The organism is Streptomyces sp. NPDC007095 (assembly GCF_040634475.1).
In the GTDB taxonomy this organism is placed as follows: domain Bacteria; phylum Actinomycetota; class Actinomycetes; order Streptomycetales; family Streptomycetaceae; genus Streptomyces.
The window spans coordinates 19,007-42,194 of sequence record NZ_JBEYFS010000017.1; the positions used below are offsets into that span (position 1 = coordinate 19,007).

The following is a 23,188-nucleotide window of genomic DNA, read 5'->3' on the forward strand; positions in this document are numbered from 1 at the left end:
AAAGTTGATGATTTCCTCATTACAGCAGTGTTGCTTGGAGGACACCATGTCCCACACCCCCGTTAACAGGGCCGCTCCCCAGACGCCCCACCAAGACCTCCACAGTGAGCAGGGCGCCCTGCGCGGAGAGCATCCCGGACGTTCCCGGAACCCCGTGATCAAGGCGGCGGATCTGGCCTGGCTTGAGTTCGAGAAGCCGGACCTGGACCGGGCCGAGGTCTTCGCGCGTGACTTCGGGTTCGCGATCGCCGCCCGCACCGAGGGGGAACTGTGGCTGCGCGGCACCTTCGCGGGCTCACCCTGCATGGTCATCCGGCGGGGGCGTGCGTCCCGGTTCATCGGGCCGGCGTTCCGCGCGGCCGAGCGGGCCGACCTGGACCGGTTGGCCAGCGCCACCGGCAGTACCGTCCGGGACATCGGCGTACCGGGCGGTGGGCAGTCGGTCGCCCTGCTCGATCCCTCCGGCCTGCCGGTCCGGGTCGTGCACTGCACCGAACAGCTGCCCGCCCTGCCCGAGCAGGAGCCGCTGATCCTCAACTTCGGTACCGATCACCGTCGTACGAACGCCACCCAGCGTCCGCCCCGTGAGCCGTCCCGTATCCAGCGGCTGGGCCATGTGGTGCTGGAGACACGGGTGTTCGCCCGCACCCTGGACTGGTACCTGGACACCCTCGGGATGATCGTGTCCGACTTCCTGTTCCTGGACGGGCAGCGCGGACGCGGGCCGACGATGGCGTTCATCCGGTGCGACCAGGGAAGCGTGGCCGTCGATCACCACACGCTGGCCCTGCACCTCGGGCCCGGAACCGGCTACGTCCACTCGGCCTACCAGGTCACCGACCTCGACACGATCGCCGCCGGTGGGGAGTACCTCGCCGAGCGCGGCTACAAGCGCAGCTGGGGAATCGGCCGGCACATCCAGGGCAGCCAGCTGTTCGACTACTGGCGCGACCCCGACCACTTCATGCTGGAGCACTTCGCCGACGGCGACCTCTTCTCCTGCGACCTGGACCCCGGCTGGGCCCCGATGTCGGCGAGCGGCCTGGCCCAGTGGGGCCCGCCCGTCACCCGAGACTTCCTGGGCGCCAACCCGTCCCCCGCCAAGCTGCGCGAGGTCATGACGGCCCTGCGCGACGACAACGAACTCGACCCCGCACGCCTGCTGGGCCTGATGAAAGCGATGAACTCATGACCACCAACGTTCTGCGCACCACCGACGGCTGGTGGGTCGTCCGGGACGAACGCGCCGTCCGCGTCGAGACCAAGGCGGCCACCACCGCCGAACTGCTCGCCGACCGGGACGCGGTCCGCGAAGCCGCCGCCTCCGCGGAGAGCGGCACGCCCGTCGCCGACCTGGTGGCGCTGCCTCCGGTCACCACCCCGTGCCGGGTGGTCGCCCAGATGGTCAACTACCGCAGCCACGCCAAGGATTCGGGCTTCACCGGCGACATCCCGCCCACCTTCTTCCGTAAGGCGTCCGGCTCGGTCAGCGGCCCCCATGACACGATCATCCGTCCCGCGCACGTGAAGTTCCTCGACTACGAGGTGGAACTCGGCCTCGTCATGGGCGCGACCCTGCCCGTGGGCACCGTCGTCGAGGAGCAGGACCTGCCGCGCTACGTCGCCGGCCTCGTCCTGACCAACGACGTCAGCGCCCGCGACGTCCAGCTCACCAAGACCCAGTTCTACGAGAGCAAGTCCTATCCGACCTTCACGCCGACGGGGCCGTACCTGGCCCTGCTGGAGCCCGAGGACTTCGCCCATCTGCTGAACCTGCGGCTGCGGCTGTCGGTCAACGGCGTGTCGCGCCAAGACCGCACGCTGGCCGACATGATCGTACGCCCCGCACAGGCGCTCACCCTGCTCGCCCGCTTCCAGACCCTCGACCCGGGCGACCTGCTGCTGACGGGCACTCCCGGCGGCACGGCCCTGAAGGCCCCGCCCAAGGCGGCCGAGAAGATCGCTGCGCTCCTGCCGCCCGCACTGAAGTGGAAGGCGTTCTTCAAGGGCCAGGCCAAGAACCCCAAGTACCTGCACAGCGGTGACCTCATCACCGCCACGATCGCCACTCCGGACGGACGGATCGACCTCGGCGAGCAGCGGACCCCCGTTACGGACGCGGCATGAAGGCCGCGTCCCGGAGACCGGTGGTGATCATCGGTGCGGGACCCGTCGGGGTCATGGCCGGCCTGCTGCTCGCCCGGCACGGAGTGCGCAGCTTGCTCCTCGAACGCCACGGGGACATCTACCCCCTGCCGCGCGCGGTCGTCGTGGACGACGAGATCCGCCGGATCCTGCAGAGCGTCGGTGTCCACGAGGAGTTCGCCGCCCTCGCCCGCCCGGCGCCCGGACTGCGGCTGCTGGACGCCCAGCGCCGTGTGATCACCGAGTTCCCGCGGTCCATGCACGGACACCACGGTTTCCCGCAGACCAGCATGTTCGACCAGCCCGATCTGGAACGCCTGCTGCGTGACGCCCTGGCGCGCCGCCCGGAGTGCGAGCTGTGGAGCGGGGTGGAGGTCGTGTCCGTCACCCAGTCCGTCGCACGGGACACGGACGGACCGAACGATCCGACGGGTCCGGTCCAGGTCACCTTCCGTCGCGACGGCAGCGACGAGGAAGAGCACCTGTGGGCCGATGCCGTCCTCGGCAGCGACGGTGCGGGCAGTCTCACCCGTGACGCCATCGGCGCCGTGTGGGAGGACCTGCACTTCGAGGAGAGCTGGCGGGTCATCGATGTGCGCACCAGCCGCCCGGTGCGCACCTGGGAAGGTGCCGAGCAGATCTGCTGCCCCAACCGGCCTGCCACCTTCATGCGCGTCGGCGAGGACCGCTACCGCTGGGAGTTCCGGTTGGCCGACGACCAGAATCTGGACGGCCCGGACGGATGGGAGCGACTGCGCGAGCTGGTCGCGCCCTGGGTGGACCTGCCGGCCTCGCCGGGCGACGACTTCGAGGTGATACGGCAGGCGCAGTACACCTTCCAGGCCCGTCTCGCCGACCGGTGGCGCAGGGGGCGTGTCTTCCTGCTGGGCGACGCCGCCCACCTCACCCCGCCCTTCGTCGGGCAGGGTCTGTGCGCGGGCCTGCGCGATGCCTACAACCTCACCTGGAAGCTCGCCAGCGTCCTCCAACAGGGCGCCCCCGAGGGGCTGCTGGAAACCTACGAACGCGAGCGCAAGCCGCACGCCCGCCATGTGATCCGCGTGGCGGTCGCCGTCGGCTGGGCCATGACCGGCGGACAGGACCGCGGTGCGGCGTTCCGCCGGGCCGTCGTGGGCACGGTCTGTCGCATCCCCGGCGTGACCGAGGCGGTGAGCCGTGACCTCAGCCCCGCCCTGACCGCCGGTCCACTCGTACGGCGCCGCCCCAGGCTGACCGGCCGCGTGCTGGCCGGCACCTTCTGCCCGCAGCCCTGGGTACGGCATGACGGCAGGCGAGTGCGCCTCGATGACGTCCTCGGGGACTCCTTCGCCGTCCTGACCGCTGTGCCGCCCACGGCGCAGATGACGGCCGTGGCCACGGCACTGGGCGCCCAGACGATCCACGTCGACGACCTGGGCGACGGCGGCACCGTGGCCGGCTGGCTGGCACGCGGCCGTGCCGGCGCCGTCCTGCTGCGCCCGGACCGCGTCGTGATGGACATCGTCCCGTCCGGCACCGGCGACTTCACGGACACCGTCGCCTGGGCCCCCCTGCTGCACACGGCCCGCCGTACCGCCGACGCCCGGCCCGCCTGACGAGGAGCACCACACCATGACCACCCCGCACACCGCGCCGTATCCGGAACCCTTCTTCATTCCCGACCCGAAGTCGGCCGCCCACAGCCGCGTCGCGGACTTCGCCCGGTGGGCGGCCCGGAACCGGGGCGCCGAAGGGATCCAGGACCCCACGGACTACCGAGCCCTGTACCAGTGGTCCGTCACCGACCTCGAAGGGTTCTGGGCCGCGGTGTGGGAGTACTTCGACATCGACGCGACGACTGCGTACGAGCAGGTGCTGGCCGAGGAGACCATGCCCGGCGCCCGCTGGTTCCCCGGCGCCACCCTCAACTACGCCCATCACGCGCTGCGCAACCTGCAGCCGGACGCTCCCGCGATCACCGCCCTGGACGAGGCCGGAGCCGGCTATGAGATCACGGGCCGGGAGCTGCGCGCCCGGGTCGCCTCCGTCGCTGCCAGCCTGCGCGACCTGGGCGTCGGACAGGGCGACCGGGTGGTGGGCTATCTGCCCAACACCCCCCACGCCATCGTCGCCTTCCTTGCCACCGCAAGCCTGGGCGCGGTGTGGTCGGTGTGCGGCCAGGACTACGCGCCCAAGGCCGCCGCCGACCGCTTCGCCCAGCTCGAACCCACGGTGCTCATCACCGCGGACGGCTACCTCTTCAATGGCACCACCCACGACCGCCGTGCGGCCTCCCTCGAACTCGCCGACGCCCTGCCGACGCTGAAAGCCACGGTGCTCGTGGACCACGTGGGCCTTGCCTGGCCCGAGGGCGGAGACTCAGGACTGAGGGTTCCCTGGGAGGACGCGGCCACCCGCGTCGAGTACCTCACCATTGCCCCGGTGCCGTTCGACCACCCTCTGTGGGTCGTCTTCTCCTCAGGCACCACCGGCCTGCCCAAAGGCATCGTCCACGGGCACGGCGGGGTCCTGCTCGAACACCTCAAGATGCTCGGCCTGCACACCGATCTGGGCGCCGGGGACCGCCTGTTGTGGTACACCACCACCCACTGGATGATGTGGAACCTGGTGGTCTCCACCCTGCTGACCGGTGCCACCACCTGCACCTACGACGGCAGCCCGGCACCGCAGGCGCGTCCGGACGTCCTGTGGGAGCTGGCGGCCCGTCACAGGGTCACCGTCTTCGGCACCAGCCCTCAGTACCTGCTGGCCATGGCCAAGCTGGGCATCGAACCCTCTGTGCACGACCTGTCGGCCATCCGCGTCGTCGGCTGCACCGGCTCCGCTCTGCCCGCATCCGCCTACCCCTGGGTCCGCGATCACGTGGGCGCCGGCGTCCAGCTGGCGTCCACCAGCGGCGGCACGGACATCGTCTCGGGCTTCGCCGGCAGCGCCTCCACGACCCCTGTCTGGGCGGGGGAGTTGTCCGCCCCCAGCCTGGGCGTGGCGCTGGCCGCCTACGACGCGACGGGCACCCCTGTCCTCGACCAGGTCGGCGAACTGGTCGTCACCCGGCCCCTGCCGTCCATGCCGCTGTACTTCTGGAACGACCCCGACGGCAGCCGCTACCGAGACGCCTACTTCGGCGCCTACCCCGGTGTGTGGCGGCACGGCGACTGGATCACGCTCACCTCGCACGGCTCGGTGATCGTCCACGGCCGCTCCGACGCCACCCTCAACCGCAACGGTGTGCGCCTGGGCAGTGCCGACATCCACGACGTCGTCGAACGCCTCCCCGAGATCACCGAGGCCCTCGTCATCGGCGCGGAGGAACCCGACGGCGGCTACTGGATGCCGCTCTTCGTGGTCCTCGCCGACGGGGTCGGCCTGGACGACTCCCTGCGCGTCCGGATCCGCGACGCGATCCGCACCGGCGCCTCGCCCCGCCACGTCCCCGACGAGATCCTCGCCGTACGGGCCCTCCCGCACACGAAGACCGGCAAGAAGCTCGAGGTTCCCGTCAAGCGCCTGCTCCAGGGTGCCCCTGCCGAGCAGGTCCTGAACCCCGAGGCGGTCGACAACCCCGCCCTGATCGCCTACTTCGCCCGCCTGGGCGCGGAGCGGAACAAGCGGTCGGCACACGACACATGACGTCGGCCAGGCACAGGCGCATGTGACAGCACCGGGTCCTTGTGCCCCGGCCGGCTCCGCAAACCCCGTCCCCACGGGGTGGTGCCGGGGCGGTCAACCCGCCCCGGCACCACACACAACCGAAGCAAGAGAGAAATGATGAGCGTGACCGACTGCGAACCGCAGGCCCTCGATGTCCTCGACGACGCCGGACGAAAGGTGCTGTTCACCGAGGCCCGCACCGTGAACACCTTTGCCGAGGCGGCCGTTGCCGACGACGAACTCGCCATGATCTGGGAACTCGCGCGCTGGTCGCCGAGCGCCGCCAATGGCCAGCCTCTGCGCGTGCTCTTCGTGCGCACCCCCGAGGGCAAGGAGCGACTCGTCCGGCATCTCGACGAGGGCAACAGGGCCAAGACGCTCAGTGCGCCGGCCGTGGCGATCCTGGCGTACGACGTCGACTTCCACGAGCAGATGCCGACAGTCTTCCCGGCGCGCGGCGACATGCTGCGAGCGGCGTTCGCCGACCGGATCGACGTGCGCGAGGGCATCGCGGCCTACAACTCGGCACTGCAGACCGGTGTCTTCCTGCTCGCGGTGCGCGCGGCGGGGCTCGCGGCCGGTCCGATGGCGGGCTTCGACAAGGCCGGCGTGGACGGGGAGTTCTTCTCCGGTACCGGCTGGCGTTCGCAACTGGTGGTCAACATCGGTCACCCCGGTGCCGACCCGTGGTTCCCGCGGCTGCCCCGCGTGCCCGTCGAAGACGCCGTCGCCTATGCCTGAGGGCACTGCCGCCGCGTGGTAGGTGAGAGGCGCCATGCCGTGGGCGCCGGTGCTCTTCCGAGTGCCGGCGCCCCTTTTCATCGGTGACTCGGACGCCGGCAAGTCCCACTTGCCGATCGCGCTTTGTGCCGTAGCCGCGATGATTGGCTACCGGGTCATGTCCTGGCCACCGAGCTCGTCGGGGCCGCCGACGAGAAGCAGCTGACCAAGACGATCGCCTGCTACGGCCGAGTCGACCTTCTCTGCGTCGACGAGCTGGGAAGCCGATGACTTCAAGCCCAACGAACAATCCGGGCACGGTGAGCACCTTCTCCATCGGGGGCGAACACCGGGCAATTCGGCTTGGGTTCGGTGCCGTGCGCCTGCCGACCGAGCCCGGCCCTGGACGGGAAGCCGCCAGCGCGGTCAGCCCGGCGCGCCGTCGAGCTGGGCGTTGCCTTGATCGACACCGCCCGCATGTACGGATGGGGCGCCAACGAGGAACTCCTGGCCGAGGCCCTGTGTCCATACCCGGACGACTTGCTGATCCCCACCAAGGTTGGGGTCACCCAGTCCGGGCCGGAAGGGTGGGCGTACGACGTACGGCCGGAGAGCCTGCGAGAGCAGGTCGAGCAGGGCCTGTACGGGCTCCGGACCGAGCGCGTCGACCTTCTGCAGTTGCACCGGATCGACCCGGAGGTTCCGGTCGCCGAACAGGTTGGCGCGCTTTGCGAACCCGGAGACGGTCGTGCCGATCAGCTCGGTGACGTGGTGCAGCTCGGAGTTGTCCTCGCGGACCGGTGCGGCAAGGGATTTGACGTCCAGGGAGAGCAGGAGAGCCAGCACGTAAACGACGCTGGAGTGCCCCGGGGAGAACCAGAAGCCGACCGGCAGAGGGCGTCGGCCCTCGTCCATGAGCTTGCGGGTGGTGTTGTCGATCGCGGCGATGTGGTCGGCGTCGAACGCGTGCCGCATGCCCAGGGTGTAGGCGCTCACCCCGATGCCGATCCCGAAGCCCTTGGTACCCGGTCTGTAGTGCTCCGGGGTCACGATCGCCACCAGCGTGAACCGTGCGTTGTCGTGAACCGTGCGTTGTACGGAACAGGTGCAGGCAGGAGGGTGCCGTTGAGCCCCTCCTGCCTGCCTCCCGGGTGCGGTCAGGAGTCGCTGATCCCGAGATCGGCGTCCGCCTCCCTACCGCCAGCGGTTGCCACGGCGACGTGCACGGTTCTCGACCTGCCGTTGACCATGTGATGTGCCGGGGAATTTCGTCACGGCCGCTCTCGCGCAATGCGCGGGTCCCGGCCGGGCGATCCGGTTCGCCATGCGCAGCGTCGCCAGGCACGAAGCCCGGTGTTCCGGCGCCGTGTCGCCGTCATCACGAGTGACAGGTGACTCTCTCCTCGTTGATAGCACTCTTCGACTTTCCATACGACGTATGGTATTACTCTGCAGAGATGTTCCGTACGCTGTATGGAACCTCGGTGTATCACCGCACGGGCCTCTTGGGCTCCGGCGGAATCCCTTCCGATGGCCCTCCACGGATGAGTCGAGGCACCAGGAGTAAGACCGATGAAGTCGTTGAAAACCGTGGCTCAGGGGCTATCTGTGCAGCTTGTCGTCTCGCATGAGATGTCCTTCTCCGCGAGCATGAGACTGCAGTACGAGCCCAGCGATCCCTATGCTGTCCGCGCCGCATTCACCGTTGTCGGCAGCGACGAGACGGTGGAATGGATCATTGGGCGGGATCTTCTGGCCGATGGCCTGGAGGGCCTCGCCGGCGAGGGGGACATACGCGTATGGCCCGCGGAGGAGCATGACGTCTGCGACTTGCACGTCCTCCTCAATCCGCCGTCTGGTACGGCCCTGCTCAAGGCCCCCGCGCATGAAATCAAGGCGTTCCTGCAGGAAACGGAGGCGGTGGTGCCCAGGGGGGCCGAGCCCGGGCACATCGACTTGGATGCTCTGCTGGCGCATCTCACCGCCGAAGGATGAGGGAACCCAGCTGATCCGCAGCGAGAGGCTGGGCCGCTCAAGGCCCCCGCCTCACCGAGTTCTGTTAGCGCGCCCATCCTGAGGCTGGCACACTGAATCTGTGCTTCCGTTGATGGCCGCTGCAGTTCAGGAAGCGTTTCCATCGATTCCTGGCGCCGGCGTTGTGTCGGTTTGCGCGTTGATCTTTACCGTCGCATCCTTCTGGTGGATCAACGCGAGGCGAGGGCACCTGAAGTCCTGGGAGCCTCATTCCTTTGCCGTGATCGTCCACTGCTCCATGGCTCGCCTGAGGCTTCCGCTCGTCCTTCACAACACCGGCGCCAAGCCGATAGTCGTGCAGGATCTCAGGTTGACCTTCCCTGATGAGCCCGCCTCCCATCTGCCACTCCTGTGGATCTCTTCACCGTCCCGTCTCCAGCCTGGGCCGGAGGAGGAGCCGAGGTTGCCGGCCGTATTCGCCGTGGCCGGCAGGGAAGCGCAGCAACTCTTCATCGAGTTCGAGGCACCGTTTTCCGGATTCGTTCCGGAGCCCCGTGATTACAAGGCCCAGATTCAGGCGAGGGTCGGCCACCGCAAGGGGTGGCGCCCCCTTCTGACGTTCACCTTGAGAGCCGCCAACATCGTCGATCCCGACCGGTACACCGTCTACAGCAACGCACCTCTCGAACTGACGAAAGAGGACAGGCGGAAGGCGGACGCCGCGCTCCTGGAGCTGCTGGACGAGCACGAGGGCTTCTCCACTCCGGGCGAGAGGAAGCAGCGGGACTCTTCGAACGACGAGGGCGACTCCGGCACGAATATCTAGAGCGGGACGGTCCCGGGCTTCGCCGTGGCGAAGGCGTCGGAGCCCCGCCCGCTGCTGTCGGAGCCGGTCGGAATACGGCCGAGAAGGAGATGCTGCTGCGGCCGGTGGCGATGTTACAGAAGCAGGCCCCCGGGTATGCGGCACTGCTGCCCCGGCAGCGGGCGCCGACAGGTGGTTCCCCGTGCTGAGGCGGTGTCAGCGTTCAGCGTCTTCCGCCGCCTGCTTGATGCCGCGCAATGCCTCGTCGAGGCCGTGGTCGATCTGCTCGCCTTCCGCGTGCTCGGTATGCAGCTCCACGGTGAGGCGGCAGGTATCGGCGGTCTCACCTGGGCCCACATGCAGCCGCCCGTGATAGTCGTGCGGTCCCGGCGCACCCCACTCCAGGCTCTTGCCGTCCTCGACCACTGTCAGCCACGCCTCACTGGTCACGTCCTGTTCCGGCGCATCAACGGGTTCGACGTGGGCGGTGACGGTGACCTTGTTGCCGTCGTGAGGGCGCGCGGCCCTGAGCCGCGGCATGTAGGAATGCAGATGCTGCACATCGGACAGGTAGGCGAAGAGCCGGTCCGAGGGCACGCGCACGGTGATGCTCTCACTGTAGTCACCCATGGTTCGAACAGGTCCCCCGAGCGCTCTGTGACGAAACGGAACAAGAGCATGGATCGCCCGGTTCGCGCAGAGACCGTTCATCGCGGCCCGGGGCACCGAACACGGAATCCGGAGGCTGGCGAGTGGCTCGGTTGCGGCCGTGGAGGCAACCTTACGGGTGGAATTCGCTTCTGTGCATGAGCCGTCCGCGTCGGCGGTCGCCGGGAGACGAACCACCTCTACGGCGCCGAAGAGATTCTTGGCCCGGCCCACTCGGACTCCGACTTGATGGTCTTCCTGGAGGCCGCGCGTCTGCGTGATGCCGAAGAGGTGCTCGACGACCCGCGCTGGGCAGAATGGCGCGGCCTACCGTCGCACCAATGGACCATAGCCCGACGGCACTCTTGCAGTGCCGCCCGAAGGCCGTCGCGATGCAGGCGTTGAGGCAGTTGGCGAAGGCTCACCAGGTGACGTAGGCCACGGGAGCGGGGGCTGAAGTCCGGGGAGTCTCTTTCCTTTGCCGTGATCGTCCACTGCTCCATGGCTCGCCTGAGGCTTCCGCTCGTCCTTCACAACACCGGCGCCAAGCCGATAGGCGCGTCATTCGAAGAGTCCCGCTGCTTCCTCTCGCCCGGAGCGGAGAAGCTCTCGTGCGCGCCCTGGCTCACGTCATGATGGCGCTGCCACGACTGGTGGACGCGGACATGGTCGGCGACGGAGGGCTGCCCCTTTCCGAGTACACCCCCCTCATGTTCCTGTCCGAGGCGCCCCACCGCCGGATGCGGATGAGTGAGCTCGCCACCGCCTGCAACCTCTCGCTCAGTGGCATGACCCGTGTAGTCAACCGCCTCGAAAAGCAGGGGTTCGTCCAACGAGCCAAGTGCCAGGAAGACCTGCGCGGTTGGAACGCCGTCCTCACCGACGACGGCCTGGCCCGCCTCCAGGAGTCCTGGCCCGCCCACCTGGCCAGCATCCGACGGCACGTCCTCGACAACCTCGCGGGCCACGACCTCGCCGCACTCACCGCCGCACTCGAACGCGTGGCGACGACACGCTGACCCGGAGGTGGCCGCCTCAGCGCTCCAGGACCAGGGCCAAGCCCTGCCCGACGCCGATGCAGAGCGCGGCCAGGCCCGTGCCCGAGCCCGCTTCCGCGAGCTGATGGGCAATCGCTCCGGTGATGCGAGCGCCGGAGGCGCCGAGGGGATGCCCTATGGCGACCGCGCCGCCCTTCGGGTTCAGGATGCCGGAGTCGAGTTCCGGCAGGGCGGCGAGACAGCCCAGCGCCTGGGCGGCGTACGCCTCGTTGAGCTCGACGGTGTGCAGGGATTCCAAGGTGCGGCCTGCCTTCGACAGGGCCTTGCGGATCGCGTCGACCGGGCCGAGGCCGAAGTACTGCGGCTCGATGCCCGTCACGGCACTGGCCCGGATCCTGGCCAGCGGCTCGCGCCCCGTCTCGGCCAGCCCGGCCTCGTCGACCAGCAGCAGGGCCGCCGCACCGTCGTTGAGAGGCGAGGCGTTGCCGGCCGTGACCGTGCCGCCCGCACGGAAGACCGGCTTGAGGCGGGCCAGCGCTTCAAGTGAGGTGTTGTCCCGGATCCCCTCGTCGCGGGGCAGGTCCACACTCTCGACGGGGACCACTTCGGCGTCGTACGCACCGTCCTTCCACGCCCGGGCGGCCTTCTCGTGACTGGCGAGCGCGAAGGCGTCCTGGGCCTCGCGGGTGATGCCGTACTTGTCGGCGATCAGCTCGGCGCTCTCGCCGAGCGGGATGGTCCACTCATCAGGCATCCGCGGGTTGACCATCCGCCAGCCGAGGGTGGTGGAGTACAGCTGCTGGTTGCCGACCGGGAAGGCCCGCTCCGGTTTGGGCAGGACCCACGGGGCGCGGCTCATGGACTCCACTCCGCCGGCCACGGCTACGGAGGCGTCGCCGAGCGCCACCGCGCGGGCGGCCTGGATGACCGCCTCCATCCCCGAGCCGCACAGCCGGTTGACGGTCGTTCCGGGGACCGTCACGGGAAGACCGGCCAGCAGCACGGCCATACGGGCGACATCCCGGTTCTCCTCCCCGGCGCCGTTGGCGTTTCCGAAGAACACGTCACCGATGAGAGACGGGTCCAGGGCGGGACTGCGGCGGAGCAGTTCACGTACGACTCCGGCGGCCAGATCGTCGGGGCGCACAGCGGACAGGGCACCGCCGTAGCGGCCGATCGGGGTGCGGACGGCGTCAACGACGTAGACGTCCCGCAGGCGCTCGTTCATCGGGACTCCTTGTGGTGGGGGAAAGTTGGGAGGGGGAGTACTGAGACAGGGTCAGCCGACATGGTCCGGCACGCGCACGGGCGCGGAGGTACGGCTGACGATCTCGTCCGTGCTGACGCCGGGAGCGGTCTCCACGAGGACGAGCCCGTCCTCGGTGACGTCCAGCACGCCGAGGTCGGTGATGACGCGGTCGACGCACGCCATGCCGGTGAGGGGCAGGGTGCACGCGTCGACGAGCTTCGGACTGCCGTCCTTGGCACAGTGGTCCATCACGACAATGACCCGGCGGGCGCCGTGAATGAGGTCCATCGCACCGCCCATGCCCTTCACCATCTTGCCCGGGATCATCCAGTTGGCGAGATCTCCGGTGGCGGAGACCTGCATGGCGCCCAGAATGGCGGTGTCGATGTGACCGCCCCGGATCATTCCGAAGGACAACGCGGAGTCGAAGAAACTCGCACCCGGCAGTACGGTGACCGTCTCCTTGCCCGCGTTGATCAGGTCGGGGTCCACGTCCTCCTCGGCCGGGTACGGCCCGACGCCGAGGACACCGTTCTCCGACTGAAGCACCACGTGGACGCCTTCGGCCACGTGCTCGGGCACCAGCGTGGGCAGTCCGATGCCGAGGTTGACGTAGTCGCCGTCCTGGATCTCCGCCGCCGCGCGCGCGGCCATCTCGTCCCTGGTCCATGGCATCAGTGCCGCACCGTCCCTCGTTCCGACGGCGCGGAGACAGTGCGCCGTTCGATGTGTTTGTCCGCGGCCTGGTCCGGCGTCAGTTCCACCACGCGCTGGACGAATACGCCGGGGAGATGGATCTCGTCCGGGTCGAGTTCGCCGGGCTCGGCCAACTGCTCGACCTCGGCGATCGTGACGCGGCCGGCCATCGCGGCGAGCGGGTTGAAGTTGCGGGCCGAGCGGTGGAAGACGAGATTGCCGTGGCGGTCGCCCCTGGCGGCCCGCACCAGTGCGAAGTCGGTGGTGATGCCGTGCTCGAGCACGTAACGCCGGCCGTCGAACTCGCGGACCTCTTTGGCCGGTGAGGCGACGGCCACGGTGCCGTCGGGGGCGTAGCGCCAGGGCAGGCCGCCCTCGGCGACCTGGGTACCGACACCGGCGGGCGTGAAGAAGGCGGGGATGCCGCATCCGCCGGCGCGCAGACGCTCGGCGAGCGTGCCCTGCGGCGTCAGTTCGACCAGCAGTTCACCGGAGAGGTACTGGCGGGCGAACTCCTTGTTGTCGCCGACGTATGAGCCGGTGACGCGGGCTATGCGACCGGCGGCGAGCAGGATGCCCAGGCCACCGCCGTCCACGCCGCAGTTGTTGGAGACCACGCTCAGCCCGGTCACGCCGGTCGAGTACAGCGCGTGGATCAGCACGTCGGGGACGCCGCTGAGGCCGAAGCCACCCACGGCCAGGGACGCTCCGTCCATGACGCCGGCCAGTGCCTCCTCGGCCGTGGCAACCACCTTGTCCATGTGCACTGCGCTCCGTTCCGGTCCGGCAGACTCGCCCCGAGCGGTGTCTGCCTGTGTTCGGGTTTCCGTGTGGGGGTGTGAGTGTGTGGCTGTACGCGGGTGTCGCGGCGCGGTCGTCAACGGTGCAGTACGGTCCTCACGGCTTCGAGCAGCTCGCCGTATGCCGCGGAGTCGGAGTCCGGCGCCGAAGAGGCCCGCCAGGCGATGTGCCCGTCCGGGCGGACGAGCAGGCATCCGTCCTCGGCCACCTCCGATGTCCGGCGCCACTCGCCGTAGGCGTCGCGGCTGTCCTCGGCGCCGATACGGACGCACTTCAGGGGAATCCCCAGGGCCTCGGCGCAGTCGGCCGCGGCCGACTCCCACGCTTCACCGGACAGGCCGGTGATCAGCGTGAGCGTTCCCTTGCCGACGACGTCCAGCGTGGACAGGCGGTGGCCGTTGCCGTCGACGAGCCAGGCGTGCGGGAGTTTCGCGCCGGGGCGGGTCGTCGGCTGGTGGAAAAGCTCCGGATCCCGGGTCCATTCCTCGGCGGCGCCCGTGTCCTGGACGACCGCGGAGGAGTCGTAGCGCTGGTTCATCTCGACGCCGTGCGCGTTGAACTCGTAGTTCTTCAGCTGGATGGCCTCTTCCAGCGCCTGTCGGCGCTTGGTGCCGTCGGCCGTCCCGCTGCGGCACGCGGCGAGACCGTCGACGATGTCCTCCTCCTCGCTGTATTCGTCGAGTCCCAATGCCTGGAAGATCGGGCCGAACTGGTCACGGCTGAGGTTGGCGCGGTCGACGATCTGCCGGCCGACCGGTGCCCGCTCCGCGGTGTAGGTGTCGAGGAGTTCCGGGCCGGCCTGACCGCGGATGACCATGGCGAGCTTCCAGGCGAGGTTGTACGAGTCCTGGATCGAGGTGTTGGAACCGAGGCCGTTGGACGGCGGGTGCCGGTGGACCGCGTCCCCGGCGCAGAAGACCCGCCCGGCTGAATACGTCGTGGCATAGCTGTGGTTGACCGTCCACAGCGAGCTCGACGTGATCTCGACGGGAATGTCGCGGTCGCCGATGAGGTCGTGGACGATGTCCCGGGCGGTCGCCTCGTCCATGTGGGGCGGGGGCTGGTCGATGTCGTATCCCCACACCAGCAGCCATTCGTTCCACGGCCGCACCATGCGCACCAGCCCCATGCCGATGCCGCCCATGTGGGCGCCAGGACGCATCACCCAATACAGAACGCTCGGGCGGTGGGCCACGTGCCGGGACAGGTCGGCCTTGAAGACGATGTTCATGCTGCCGGCCTTGCCGCTCTGTCCGGCGATCGGCAGTCCGATCTGCTCCGCCACGCTGCTGCGGCCGCCGTCGGCACCGATCAGGTAGCGGGCCCGCACGGTGAACTCGTCTCCGCGTACCCGGTCCCGGAGCCGGGCGGTGACTCCGTCGGCGTCCTGTTCCAGGCTGAGGAACTCGGTGTCGAAGCGGATCTTGGCTCCCCGCGCCGCTGCGTTCTTCACCAGGATCGGTTCCAGAAAGGTCTGCGGAAGGTCGATCATCTGCGCGGGGCTGGCGGCACCGTACTCGGTCGCCGCGTGCGGGCCGGTGCCCCAGCTGCGGATCCGGCCGATCTCCTCGCCGGCCAGGGCGGTGCACAGAACGGTGTCGCCCATGAGTTCGGCGGGGCTCCCGGCCGCGGCGGCCTCGCCGTCCACGCCGAGGTCGCGCAGTACCTCCATGGTCCGCTGGTTGGTGATGTGCGCACGGGGGGTGTCGGCCAGCCAGCCGTACTTGGTGACGAGCAGGGTGCGAATGCCGTACGTGGCCAGGAGCAGGGCCGCGGATCCACCGGCGGGGCCACTGCCGACCACGAGGACGTCGGTGTCGTAGGTGTGGGTCGAGTCCATGAGACTGCTCCAGATCAGTGTGCGGGGCCGTCGGCCAGGCGGGCGATGCGGAAGGTGAACTGCAGACTGCGCCACTCCCCGTCGACGGCACGTCCGTCCGGGGTCGGTCCGACCTGGCGTGGGAAATCCACGATCAGGCCCTCCTTGACGCCGAAAACGGTGTCGGAGTCGATGTAGTGGCCCCCCTTCACGAACAGCTGGGTGATCAGGCGCTGATGGCCGGCGGCGGCGATCATGAAGTGCAGGTGGGGCGCACGGTAGGGATGACGTTTGACGGCTTGGAGCAGCTGTCCCACCGGTCCGTCGTCCGGGATCGGGTACTCGGCCGGCAGGGTCGTCCAGAAGCGCAGGCGTCCTTGCTCGTCGGTGCGCAGGCGGCCCCGCAGCACCGGTCCGTCGAACTCGGGCAACTGGACGTCGTAGAAACCGTCCTTGTTGGCCTGCCAGACGTCCGTGACGGCATTGGGCACGGGCCGTCCGTCCGTATCGGTGATGAGGATGTCGGCCCACAGCGGAGTGCCGGCCACGCCCTGTGAGATGTCGGCGCCCTGCGCGGTTTCCGGCGGCCCGTCCGTGTAGAAGGGACCGAGGACCGCTGACGGCGTGGTCTGCGGGGTGCGTGAATGGGTGAGCAGGTCGACGATGCTGGAGACACCGAGCGTGTCGGACAGCAGCACGAACTCCTGGCGGGTGCTGGTGGAGATCTGTCCCGTACGGGTCAGGAAGTCGATGGCCTGCTGCCACTCGGATTCGGTGACGTCATTGCTCGTCACGAAGTGGTGCAGGTGCCGTACGAGGTCGCTGAGCAGCTGCCTGCCCCGCGGATCGGGTGCGTCCGCAAAGCTCGCCACCACCTGGGCGGTCAGGCGCTCCACGTCCGAAGCCACGCCGTGCGCCGCCGGGGCCGACAGCCCTGGGGTCCGCGGGGCAGGAGTCGGCGCCGCGGAAACCGCCGGACGGCGGCCCTGCCAGGCATCGCGCAACAGGCTCTCGATTCCCGTGGGCGTCAGCTCATGGGGGTTGGGGTACGGCGTGGCGACCGCCAGCCGCGCGGCCTGCGGCAGATCCGCCTCCGCCATGCCCAGCTCGCGCAGCGAGGTGGGGCCCCCGAGCGAGGTGATCAGGTCGAACATCCCGCTCGGAGCGTCCGGCACGCCGAGTGCGCCGGCGATGCGGCTCATGGCGTCCCGGGCGGCCGGGGCGTTGTAGGCCATCGCGTGCGGCAGGATCACGGTGTGCGTTTCGGCGTGCGCCAAGTCGAACGCACCCCCCAGCGTGTGGCACAGCTTGTGATGCAGGCCCATACCGACGGAGCCGAGGCAGGTACCGGCCAGCCAGGCGGCATGCAGGAGGTCGGCGCGTGCCGCGGTGTCGGACGGCTCGGCCACGAGAGCCGGCAGGGCGCGGGCGCTCAGTGCGATCGCATCGAGCGCCATGGCGTCGATGACGGGGTTCGCCTGTGGCGCGTACAGGGCTTCCACGGCGTGCGCCATGGCGTTGACCGCGCTGGTGACCGAGAGGCCCACCGGCAGGCCGAGGGTGAACTCGACGTCGTAGACAACGGTCTCGGGCAGGATCGCGGGCGAGGCCACCGTGGTCTTGCGTCCGTCCAGCGTCTCCCCGAGGACGGGGGTGACCTCGGAACCCGCGTAGGTGGTGGGAAGGATCAGCTGCGGCAGATCGGTGCGGAGCGCGAGTGCCTTGGCCAGCCCCGTGGTGGAACCACCGCCGACAGCCACCAGGCAGTCGGCGGAGTGTTCCCGAAGGACGTCGAGGGCCCGCTCGGTCACGTCCACCGGGGTGTGCATGGTGGCACCGTCGAACTCCGCCACGATGACGTCACCGAGGACATCACGGACCCGGGCGGCGGCCTTGGCCACCGACGGAGTGGACAGGAGGAGGACTCGGGAACAGCCGAGTCGCTCGACCTCCGCACCGACCTGGCTGACCGTTCCGGTGCCGAAGACGATCCGCGAGGGATGGGAGGTGTACACGAAATTCCGCATGGGGTCCGCCTTCGCGTGTGCCGTGGGTCCCTGAATTTCTGACACCGAGTGTGGGGACGACGGGTGCCCGGACTCCTGCACGTTTCGAGCGTGTTTCTGCAGGATCGGCGCGGGGCGATGGCCTAACGGGGGCGCGGGGTGGATGCGGGGTGGATGCGGTGCCCGTGGTGCGCCGGAGGAAAGGAGCGCGGCGGGGCAGGCCGTGAATTCGACGTCAGCCCGCGCGACGGACCGCGGCGGGGGTCGTGCCGAGCTTGGCGCGCATCACGCGCGTCAGGTGTTCCTGATGGGAGAAACCGCAGTGGACGGCCACGTCGGGGATGGGCAGGACCGTGGTGCGCAGCATCCGGCGTGCGTGGTCCAGCCGCAGTTGCAACAGGAACTGGTGCGGGGACTTCCCGGTGCTCGTCCTGAACTGCCGGCTGAACTGGCTCGTGCTCAGCCCGGTGGCCGCGGCCAGATCGGAGACGCGCAGCGGGTCGGAGATGTGTTGCTCCATCAACTCCCGTGCGGACACGAGCTGCTGAGAGGTCAGCCCCGACATCGCGCCGGCCGGGGCCGCGGGCCGACCGGCCGTGTGCGCTTGGGCGAGCTGGGCGGCGAGCATGCCGACGAGGTGATCGACGTAGGTACGGGCGGAGGGCTCCCACTGCCGCACGGCGCCGTCCAGAGCCAGCATGACCTGCTCGATCAGCGGGTCCGAGCTGCCCAGTTCCTCGGCGAGTTCCACCGCCTCACGGCCGCCGTGCGCTTCTTGGAGGGCCGAGTCGCTGAGATAGAGGTGGACGGTGTCGAGGCCCCCCTGGAGTTCGACATCCAGCGCGCGACCGGCCGGGTGGACAAAGAGCCCCCCTGCCGGAATCCGCTGGGCCCGCATCGACCGGCCCGACCGGCGTCGGACGGTCACCGGGCCACTCAGGTGAAGGATCAGCAGGTGAGTGGGGGCGCCGTCGAAGGTCGAGTGGTACGGCGTTTCCCGCTGGGTGGACAGATACGCGTGCTCCCAGCCCAGCCCCGAGCTCGTCCGGTCCGGGGCGACCCATGCCTGGCGCAGGATGCCGCCGGTGTCGAGGAGCCCCAGCTCAGACATAGTTCCATCCCCGATCTCGGCGGTGGTGCCCATGCGAGCCTCCCATACGGTCCGCGATCAGGTCCATATTGTTGAGTGCTAAATCATTGTCGGGTATTCCCGCCGGCCGGATACGGCGGACGGTCCCTCCTGACGCTGCCGTACCGCCGGGCAGGGGGCGGATCGGTCGGCGGGACGCAGGCGCTCGGCCTCAGGGGGACTCCACTACCGACGCGGGCGGCTGGACCAGGGGCCCCCGACGGCGACACCGCCGGAGGCGCGGCCGCTCGGGACGACATGATCGTCGAGTGGTTGCGTGAACGTTGTCCGTGTAATCCCGGTGGAGCCTGGCCTGCCAGGACGTCGAGGAGGCTTTCGGCTCAGCGCCTCAGCGGCCCGGTCCCGGGATGCCCTGCAGGCGGCCGGCCGCCTCGACGGTTTCAGCCGTGACGTCGGACGCGGCGCGCGTGGCCCTTCCGGCCACCCGCCAGGCAACCATGCGCAGCGCGGTGGCCGGAGCGGGCGGGAAGACGCCGAGCTGGCCGAGCATGGTCATGTCGTCGCGCACCGCTTCGTGGCCGACCACTTTGCCGTCGCGGAGTTCGAGAACGTGGATCTGCTCGAAGTCGATGTCACGCCCGGTGGGGGGTATGGCCTGGTCGAGTGCGCCGTCACGGAAGCGGACGAAGGGACCTGTGTGGCGGCCCCGCATGCGAAGCCGCACCCAGACCTGCTCGTCGTTGCGGGCGGTACCGAGGACGGGGAAGGTCAGGTCGCTGAAGGCGAAGCGCATCCACGCGCCGGAGGCAAGAACTCCCGCAGGCCCGGGGAGTGCGCAGGCCGTGGGCGACACGGCTGCCTCGCGGTTGTGGAAGTCCTCGTGCACCACCTCGGCGGCCAGTGCCGGATCGCCTGTCTCGAGGACCCGGAAGAGTCCGTGGGCCAGGTCCGTGGCATCCATGCCCATTGCGTTGATCCCTTTCGACGGGTGTGCGCTCTGAGGGGTGACGTCGACCCGTCCGAGGGGGACAGGTGGCGCGGTCGTGACCGGGGCCGAGCGTGCGGCCGACCGGCGGATATTGAGGTTATAGCACGCCTAATGAATTCACGTCTTAGGATGGCGCCATGCCGTCCAAGCGCCGCTACGTCTCCCCGCTGCGCGAGCAGGCCGCCGCTCGGACGCGGGCACTCATCCTGGGTCAGGCCACGGAACTGTTCGCGGAGCACGGCTACGGTCGAGTGACCGTCGCCGACATCGCCTCGGCGGCCGGCATCGCCTCGAAGACCGTGTTCGCGAGTGTGGGGAGCAAGAGCGACATCCTGAACCGGATCGTCGACCAGGGTGTGATCGCCTCTGGTTACGAGCGGGCCATGGAGGACCTGCTCGTCCTGCGGACGCCGGAGTCGGTCCTGAAAGCCCTGGCCCATGGCACGCGGATGGGCAACGAGGGGCAGTTCGCCGTGCATGAAGCGATCCGCAAGGCGCTGCCCGTGCACGAGAACGGCGAGGCCCTGTGGGAGCGCGCAACCGCGGCGTACCGGGACGCACTCCGCGCGACCGCCCACCACCTGCACGACTTGACTCCGGCGCCCTCCCACTCGCTGAAGGAGACGGCCGACCTTCTCTGGTACTGGTTCGGTCCCACCGGCTGGCGAACGCTCGTGGTGGAGAACGGCTGGTCATGGGACCGCGCCGAGGAAGTCCTCTACCGCACTTCGGTCGCGACTCTTCGCTGACACCGTTCGCCGAGAGCCGCCCCTGTGCGGCGACGCTCGTCCGGTCGCCGCTCGATGGCTCCCGCCGGCCTGGACGGACGTCCTCGGCAGACGGAGCACCTGCCCGGCGGAGGACATCGGCATCGACCCGGGCGAGACGCCACACGGCAGGACCGGGTCGTCGAGGTCGATGATCCCAGGGGAGTGCGTCGGTTACAGCCGGCCGGCCTGGGCGAGGGCGAGCAGGTCGTTCGCGGCCTCCTGGGAGCGGATGCGGATGCGGATGGCGGCAGGGTCAGGGACCGGCCCGCCGAGCAGGGCGGTGTCCACGATCCCCGCTCCAGCGCCTGAACGGCCTGGGAGAGCGACGGCTTCGAGAGATACAGGGTCGACGCCGCCAGGTTGCCCCCCGTGATCCACGATCGCGAGGAAGTACTCCAGCTGCCGAATGTCCATGCCCACACCCTCTCCTCCACCCTCTCCTCGGCGCACGGTACCGAGGGCCGGGCGCCGGTCACCGGTGGTCAGCCGGAGCGCGTGAGCGCGCAGCCGACGTGCAGAAGATGTAGACACTGGCATCATTGTTGTCGTTGACATCATTGTTTCCAGTGACTACATTCAGGGTCGCAGATCCTGCGGAAACCCCGAGGGCTGTTCGTCGAGGCGTCAGGTCGACAGTGAACCTCCCGTCTCATCGCAGCCTCGGCCCACCCGGCTATCACTACGGAGACCTCTCATGCCTCTGCCGCGCCTCGGGCGGTTGCTTCGCCCCGCCGCCTTCGGCGGCATCCCCACCGGTGCACGACTGGAGCGTATGCAGGCATCTCCTCAGTACGCCGACGGCAGCTTCCGCAACCCGACGGTCACCCTGACCATGGCTTCCGGCTCCGCGCTCGACCTGGCCCGGACGAACGTTCACCGGGCCGATCGCGTCCGTCGCAGGCCGGCCGCGGCGATCCCCCTGCACCGACCGGCCCTCACGGGACCCGACGCGGCGCCGGAATCCGGTCTGCGACTGACCTGGACGGGGCACTCCACCGTTCTCACCGAGATCGACGGCGCAAGGGTGCTGTTCGACCCGGTATGGGGCGAGCGTTGTTCACCGGTGGGTTTCGCGGGACCCCGGCGGCTCCACCCGGTCCCGCTGCCTCTAGAGGATCTCGGCCCCGTGGACGTCGTGGTGATCTCCCACGACCACTACGACCATCTGGACATGCCCACCATCCGCGCCCTCGCCGGCACGGGCGCCCAGTTCGCGGCCCCGCTGGGCGTGGGGGCGCACCTGGAGCGCTGGGGAGTCGCACCCGGGCGGATCACGGAACTGGACTGGCATGAGTCGACACAGGTCGCCGGTCTGACACTGACTGCCACACCCGCCCGTCACTTCTGCGGACGAGCCCTGCACCGCCGCACGCTCTGGGCATCCTGGGTGGCTGCCGGTCCCAGGCACCGGGTCTTCCACAGTGGGGACACGGGGTACTTTCCCGGCTTCGCCGAAATCGGGGTGGAGCACGGTCCGTTCGACGCGGTGATGATGCAGATCGGCGCCTACAGCGATTTCTGGCCGGACATCCACATGACACCGGAGGAGGGCCTCCGTGCCCACCTCGACCTGGCCGGAGGCGAGCCGCACGGCGTGCTGCTGCCGATCCACTGGGGGACCTTCAACCTGGCCCCGCATCCGTGGGAGGAGCCCGCCGAGCGCACGTACGCCGCCGCTGCTGAAGCAGGTGTTCGGGTTGCCGTGCCCATACCGGGTCAGCCCTTCGAACCTGGCGGCGAATTGCCTCAAGCCCCGTGGTGGCGCACGGTGGCAGCGCCTGTGCCCGACGGAGCCTCGACCGTCTCCAAGGCCCGCCACCCGGCGGGCGCCCACCCTGTTCCGGCTCGGCAGCAGCCGTAACTTCGAGGCACAACAGGCCCGCGAGCAGTGTCTCTCGGCCCTTTATCGAAGGCCGAGAACATCCGTCCTCTTGCGGGCGCTGCACTCCGAGGGTCCGGGGAGGGTCGGGTCACGGGCGTCAGTGCCGGCCCGGGCCCCTTGGGCGCGGACCGGCACGCGCGCGTCGATCGATCCCGTCAGTGGCCGTGGCTGCCGCCGTGGCCGGTGCCCTGGTCGCCGCCGCCGCGGTCGTCGTGGCCGACGATCGTCCACGGGCGCATGAGGTCGTCGTCTTCGTGTTCGAGAAGGTGGCAGTGGTGGATGTACGTCGCCGGGAGCTCGGCGCCGCTGTTCGGAATCGACGCGATATCGTCCTTCGGCGGGATGAATTCCTCAATGATGATTCTGGTCACCATCTGCGCAGAGGCCTTGACCGTGTCCTTGTAGGACAGCGTTTCGTCCGGGTCCGGCGGAATCGGTGGGCCGGTGAAGTAGTTGGCCAACACCGGTGGTCCTTTGGTTTGCGGCCACCGTAGATCCACTTGTCGTAATCCTTCTGGTAGGCGGCCGCGTCGATCGGCTGCCTGTTCAGCACCTGGAAGTTGACGAGGTGGACATGCATCGGGTGGGCGTCGTGGTTGGGATTGATGTACTCCCAGATCTCGGTCGAGCCCTCCTTGACGAAGTCCTGGGACGGCTCCATGTATGGCACCGCGTTGAACGTCATCGTCCTGTAGAGCTCGTGCTGGTATATAACCCATTCCCGCCGACGGGTGTGCGGTTTCGGTTCGATGGGTGCGATCGCCCGCAGATTGAGTTTCTCGGCCGGTGTCGTCCTGTCCCCACCTCCGGACAGTCGCTTGGTGACCCGGAATTCCATGATGTCCCCGATTTCAGGTCCGCAGCCGGGGATGCCGGGGAAGTGGACCTGCGTCCCCGGGTAGTTCGTCAATTTGACCTTCGTGCCCACGGGCACCTGATTGAAGTC

The 23,188-nt window shown here is 69.2% G+C and carries 21 protein-coding genes and 3 pseudogenes; 12 read left to right on the top strand and 12 right to left on the bottom strand.

The window, feature by feature from the left end; genetic code table 11:
* Window positions 1–46: 46 nt before the first annotated feature.
* The 7 genes and pseudogenes from ABZ656_RS08560 to ABZ656_RS08590 all read left to right on the top strand — a co-directional run.
* On the top strand, window positions 47–1,192 hold the full coding sequence (locus ABZ656_RS08560) for a VOC family protein (protein ID WP_101406736.1): 1,146 nt from the start codon (window positions 47–49) through the stop codon (window positions 1,190–1,192).
* Complete coding sequence (locus ABZ656_RS08565; RefSeq protein ID WP_101406735.1) at window positions 1,189–2,127, top strand: fumarylacetoacetate hydrolase family protein; 939 nt, start codon at window positions 1,189–1,191, stop codon at window positions 2,125–2,127. The genes ABZ656_RS08560 and ABZ656_RS08565 overlap by 4 nt, the downstream gene beginning before the upstream one ends.
* Window positions 2,124–3,740, top strand: coding sequence for a bifunctional 3-(3-hydroxy-phenyl)propionate/3-hydroxycinnamic acid hydroxylase (locus ABZ656_RS08570; RefSeq protein ID WP_360265831.1), 1,617 nt, complete (start codon window positions 2,124–2,126; stop codon window positions 3,738–3,740). Before ABZ656_RS08565 ends, ABZ656_RS08570 begins: the two co-directional genes overlap by 4 nt.
* A 16-nt stretch (window positions 3,741–3,756) precedes the next feature.
* Window positions 3,757–5,775, top strand: a complete 2,019-nt coding sequence (locus ABZ656_RS08575; protein WP_101406733.1) for an acetoacetate--CoA ligase — start codon at window positions 3,757–3,759, stop codon at window positions 5,773–5,775.
* A gap of 138 nt (window positions 5,776–5,913) precedes the next feature.
* Entirely contained in the window at window positions 5,914–6,537 is a 624-nt protein-coding gene (locus ABZ656_RS08580; protein WP_218978449.1) for a malonic semialdehyde reductase, read from the top strand.
* A 70-nt stretch (window positions 6,538–6,607) separates the two neighbouring features.
* Window positions 6,608–6,798, top strand: a pseudogene (locus ABZ656_RS08585) (ATP-binding protein); the annotation flags it as partial.
* A 5-nt stretch (window positions 6,799–6,803) separates the two neighbouring features.
* Window positions 6,804–7,281, top strand: a pseudogene (locus ABZ656_RS08590) (aldo/keto reductase); the annotation flags it as partial.
* Here the strand turns inward: ABZ656_RS08590 and ABZ656_RS08595 are convergent.
* Window positions 7,252–7,584: pseudogene (locus tag ABZ656_RS08595) on the bottom strand (HoxN/HupN/NixA family nickel/cobalt transporter); the annotation flags it as partial. The pseudogenes ABZ656_RS08590 and ABZ656_RS08595 sit on opposite strands and share 30 nt — an antisense overlap.
* A 504-nt stretch (window positions 7,585–8,088) precedes the next feature.
* Between ABZ656_RS08595 and ABZ656_RS08600 the strand changes: the two are divergent.
* Window positions 8,089–8,511: an SsgA family sporulation/cell division regulator gene (locus tag ABZ656_RS08600; protein ID WP_360265834.1), complete on the top strand. Its 423-nt coding sequence runs from the start codon at window positions 8,089–8,091 to the stop codon at window positions 8,509–8,511.
* Window positions 8,512–8,623: 112 nt separating this feature from the next.
* Window positions 8,624–9,316: a hypothetical protein gene (locus ABZ656_RS08605; RefSeq protein WP_360265837.1), complete on the top strand. Its 693-nt coding sequence runs from the start codon at window positions 8,624–8,626 to the stop codon at window positions 9,314–9,316.
* A 195-nt stretch (window positions 9,317–9,511) separates the two neighbouring features.
* Here ABZ656_RS08605 and ABZ656_RS08610 read toward each other — a convergent pair whose 3' ends face one another.
* A complete protein-coding gene (locus ABZ656_RS08610) occupies window positions 9,512–9,925 on the bottom strand; it encodes an SRPBCC family protein (RefSeq protein WP_101406730.1) in 414 nt (137 codons plus the stop codon).
* Between the two features lie 629 nt (window positions 9,926–10,554).
* On the opposite strand from ABZ656_RS08610, the gene ABZ656_RS08615 reads away from it, so the two are divergent.
* Window positions 10,555–10,962, top strand: a complete 408-nt coding sequence (locus ABZ656_RS08615; protein WP_360265841.1) for a MarR family transcriptional regulator — start codon at window positions 10,555–10,557, stop codon at window positions 10,960–10,962.
* Between the two features lie 16 nt (window positions 10,963–10,978).
* On the opposite strand, the gene ABZ656_RS08620 is transcribed toward ABZ656_RS08615, so the two are convergent.
* From ABZ656_RS08620 to ABZ656_RS08650, 7 genes are all read right to left on the bottom strand, one after another.
* Window positions 10,979–12,169 carry a thiolase family protein gene (locus ABZ656_RS08620; protein WP_101406728.1) on the bottom strand — a complete coding sequence of 397 codons (1,191 nt, stop codon included), beginning with the start codon at window positions 12,167–12,169 and terminating at the stop codon, window positions 10,979–10,981.
* A gap of 51 nt (window positions 12,170–12,220) precedes the next feature.
* Window positions 12,221–12,865, bottom strand: a complete 645-nt coding sequence (locus ABZ656_RS08625) for a CoA transferase subunit B (RefSeq protein ID WP_360265845.1) — start codon at window positions 12,863–12,865, stop codon at window positions 12,221–12,223.
* Entirely contained in the window at window positions 12,865–13,647 is a 783-nt protein-coding gene (locus ABZ656_RS08630) for a CoA transferase subunit A (protein WP_101406726.1), read from the bottom strand. The genes ABZ656_RS08625 and ABZ656_RS08630 overlap by 1 nt, the downstream gene beginning before the upstream one ends.
* 116 nt (window positions 13,648–13,763) lie before the next feature.
* The gene (locus ABZ656_RS08635) at window positions 13,764–15,527 is read right to left on the bottom strand and encodes an FAD-dependent monooxygenase (protein ID WP_101406725.1); all 1,764 of its coding nucleotides are present in this window, start codon (window positions 15,525–15,527) and stop codon (window positions 13,764–13,766) included.
* 14 nt (window positions 15,528–15,541) lie between these two features.
* A complete protein-coding gene (locus ABZ656_RS08640) occupies window positions 15,542–17,533 on the bottom strand; it encodes a maleylacetate reductase and hydroxyquinol 1,2-dioxygenase domain-containing protein (protein WP_360265849.1) in 1,992 nt (663 codons plus the stop codon).
* 214 nt (window positions 17,534–17,747) lie between these two features.
* A complete protein-coding gene (locus ABZ656_RS08645) occupies window positions 17,748–18,623 on the bottom strand; it encodes an AraC family transcriptional regulator (protein WP_101408344.1) in 876 nt (291 codons plus the stop codon).
* 367 nt (window positions 18,624–18,990) lie between these two features.
* The gene (locus ABZ656_RS08650; protein WP_360265852.1) at window positions 18,991–19,563 is read right to left on the bottom strand and encodes an ester cyclase; all 573 of its coding nucleotides are present in this window, start codon (window positions 19,561–19,563) and stop codon (window positions 18,991–18,993) included.
* Between the two features lie 164 nt (window positions 19,564–19,727).
* Between ABZ656_RS08650 and ABZ656_RS08655 the strand changes: the two genes are divergently transcribed.
* On the top strand, window positions 19,728–20,339 hold the full coding sequence (locus tag ABZ656_RS08655) for a helix-turn-helix domain-containing protein (protein ID WP_360265855.1): 612 nt from the start codon (window positions 19,728–19,730) through the stop codon (window positions 20,337–20,339).
* A gap of 192 nt (window positions 20,340–20,531) precedes the next feature.
* Here the strand turns inward: ABZ656_RS08655 and ABZ656_RS08660 are convergent, their stop codons facing one another.
* On the bottom strand, window positions 20,532–20,774 hold the full coding sequence (locus tag ABZ656_RS08660) for a hypothetical protein (RefSeq protein ID WP_129592366.1): 243 nt from the start codon (window positions 20,772–20,774) through the stop codon (window positions 20,532–20,534).
* Between the two features lie 280 nt (window positions 20,775–21,054).
* On the opposite strand from ABZ656_RS08660, the gene ABZ656_RS08665 reads away from it, so the two are divergent.
* On the top strand, window positions 21,055–22,221 hold the full coding sequence (locus tag ABZ656_RS08665) for an MBL fold metallo-hydrolase (protein WP_360265858.1): 1,167 nt from the start codon (window positions 21,055–21,057) through the stop codon (window positions 22,219–22,221).
* A gap of 176 nt (window positions 22,222–22,397) precedes the next feature.
* On the opposite strand, the gene ABZ656_RS08670 is transcribed toward ABZ656_RS08665, so the two are convergent.
* Entirely contained in the window at window positions 22,398–22,703 is a 306-nt protein-coding gene (locus ABZ656_RS08670) for a hypothetical protein (protein ID WP_360265931.1), read from the bottom strand.
* Window positions 22,610–22,861: a multicopper oxidase domain-containing protein gene (locus ABZ656_RS08675; RefSeq protein WP_360265916.1), complete on the bottom strand. Its 252-nt coding sequence runs from the start codon at window positions 22,859–22,861 to the stop codon at window positions 22,610–22,612. The genes ABZ656_RS08670 and ABZ656_RS08675 overlap by 94 nt, the downstream gene beginning before the upstream one ends.
* Between the last annotated feature and the right edge of the window lie 327 nt (window positions 22,862–23,188).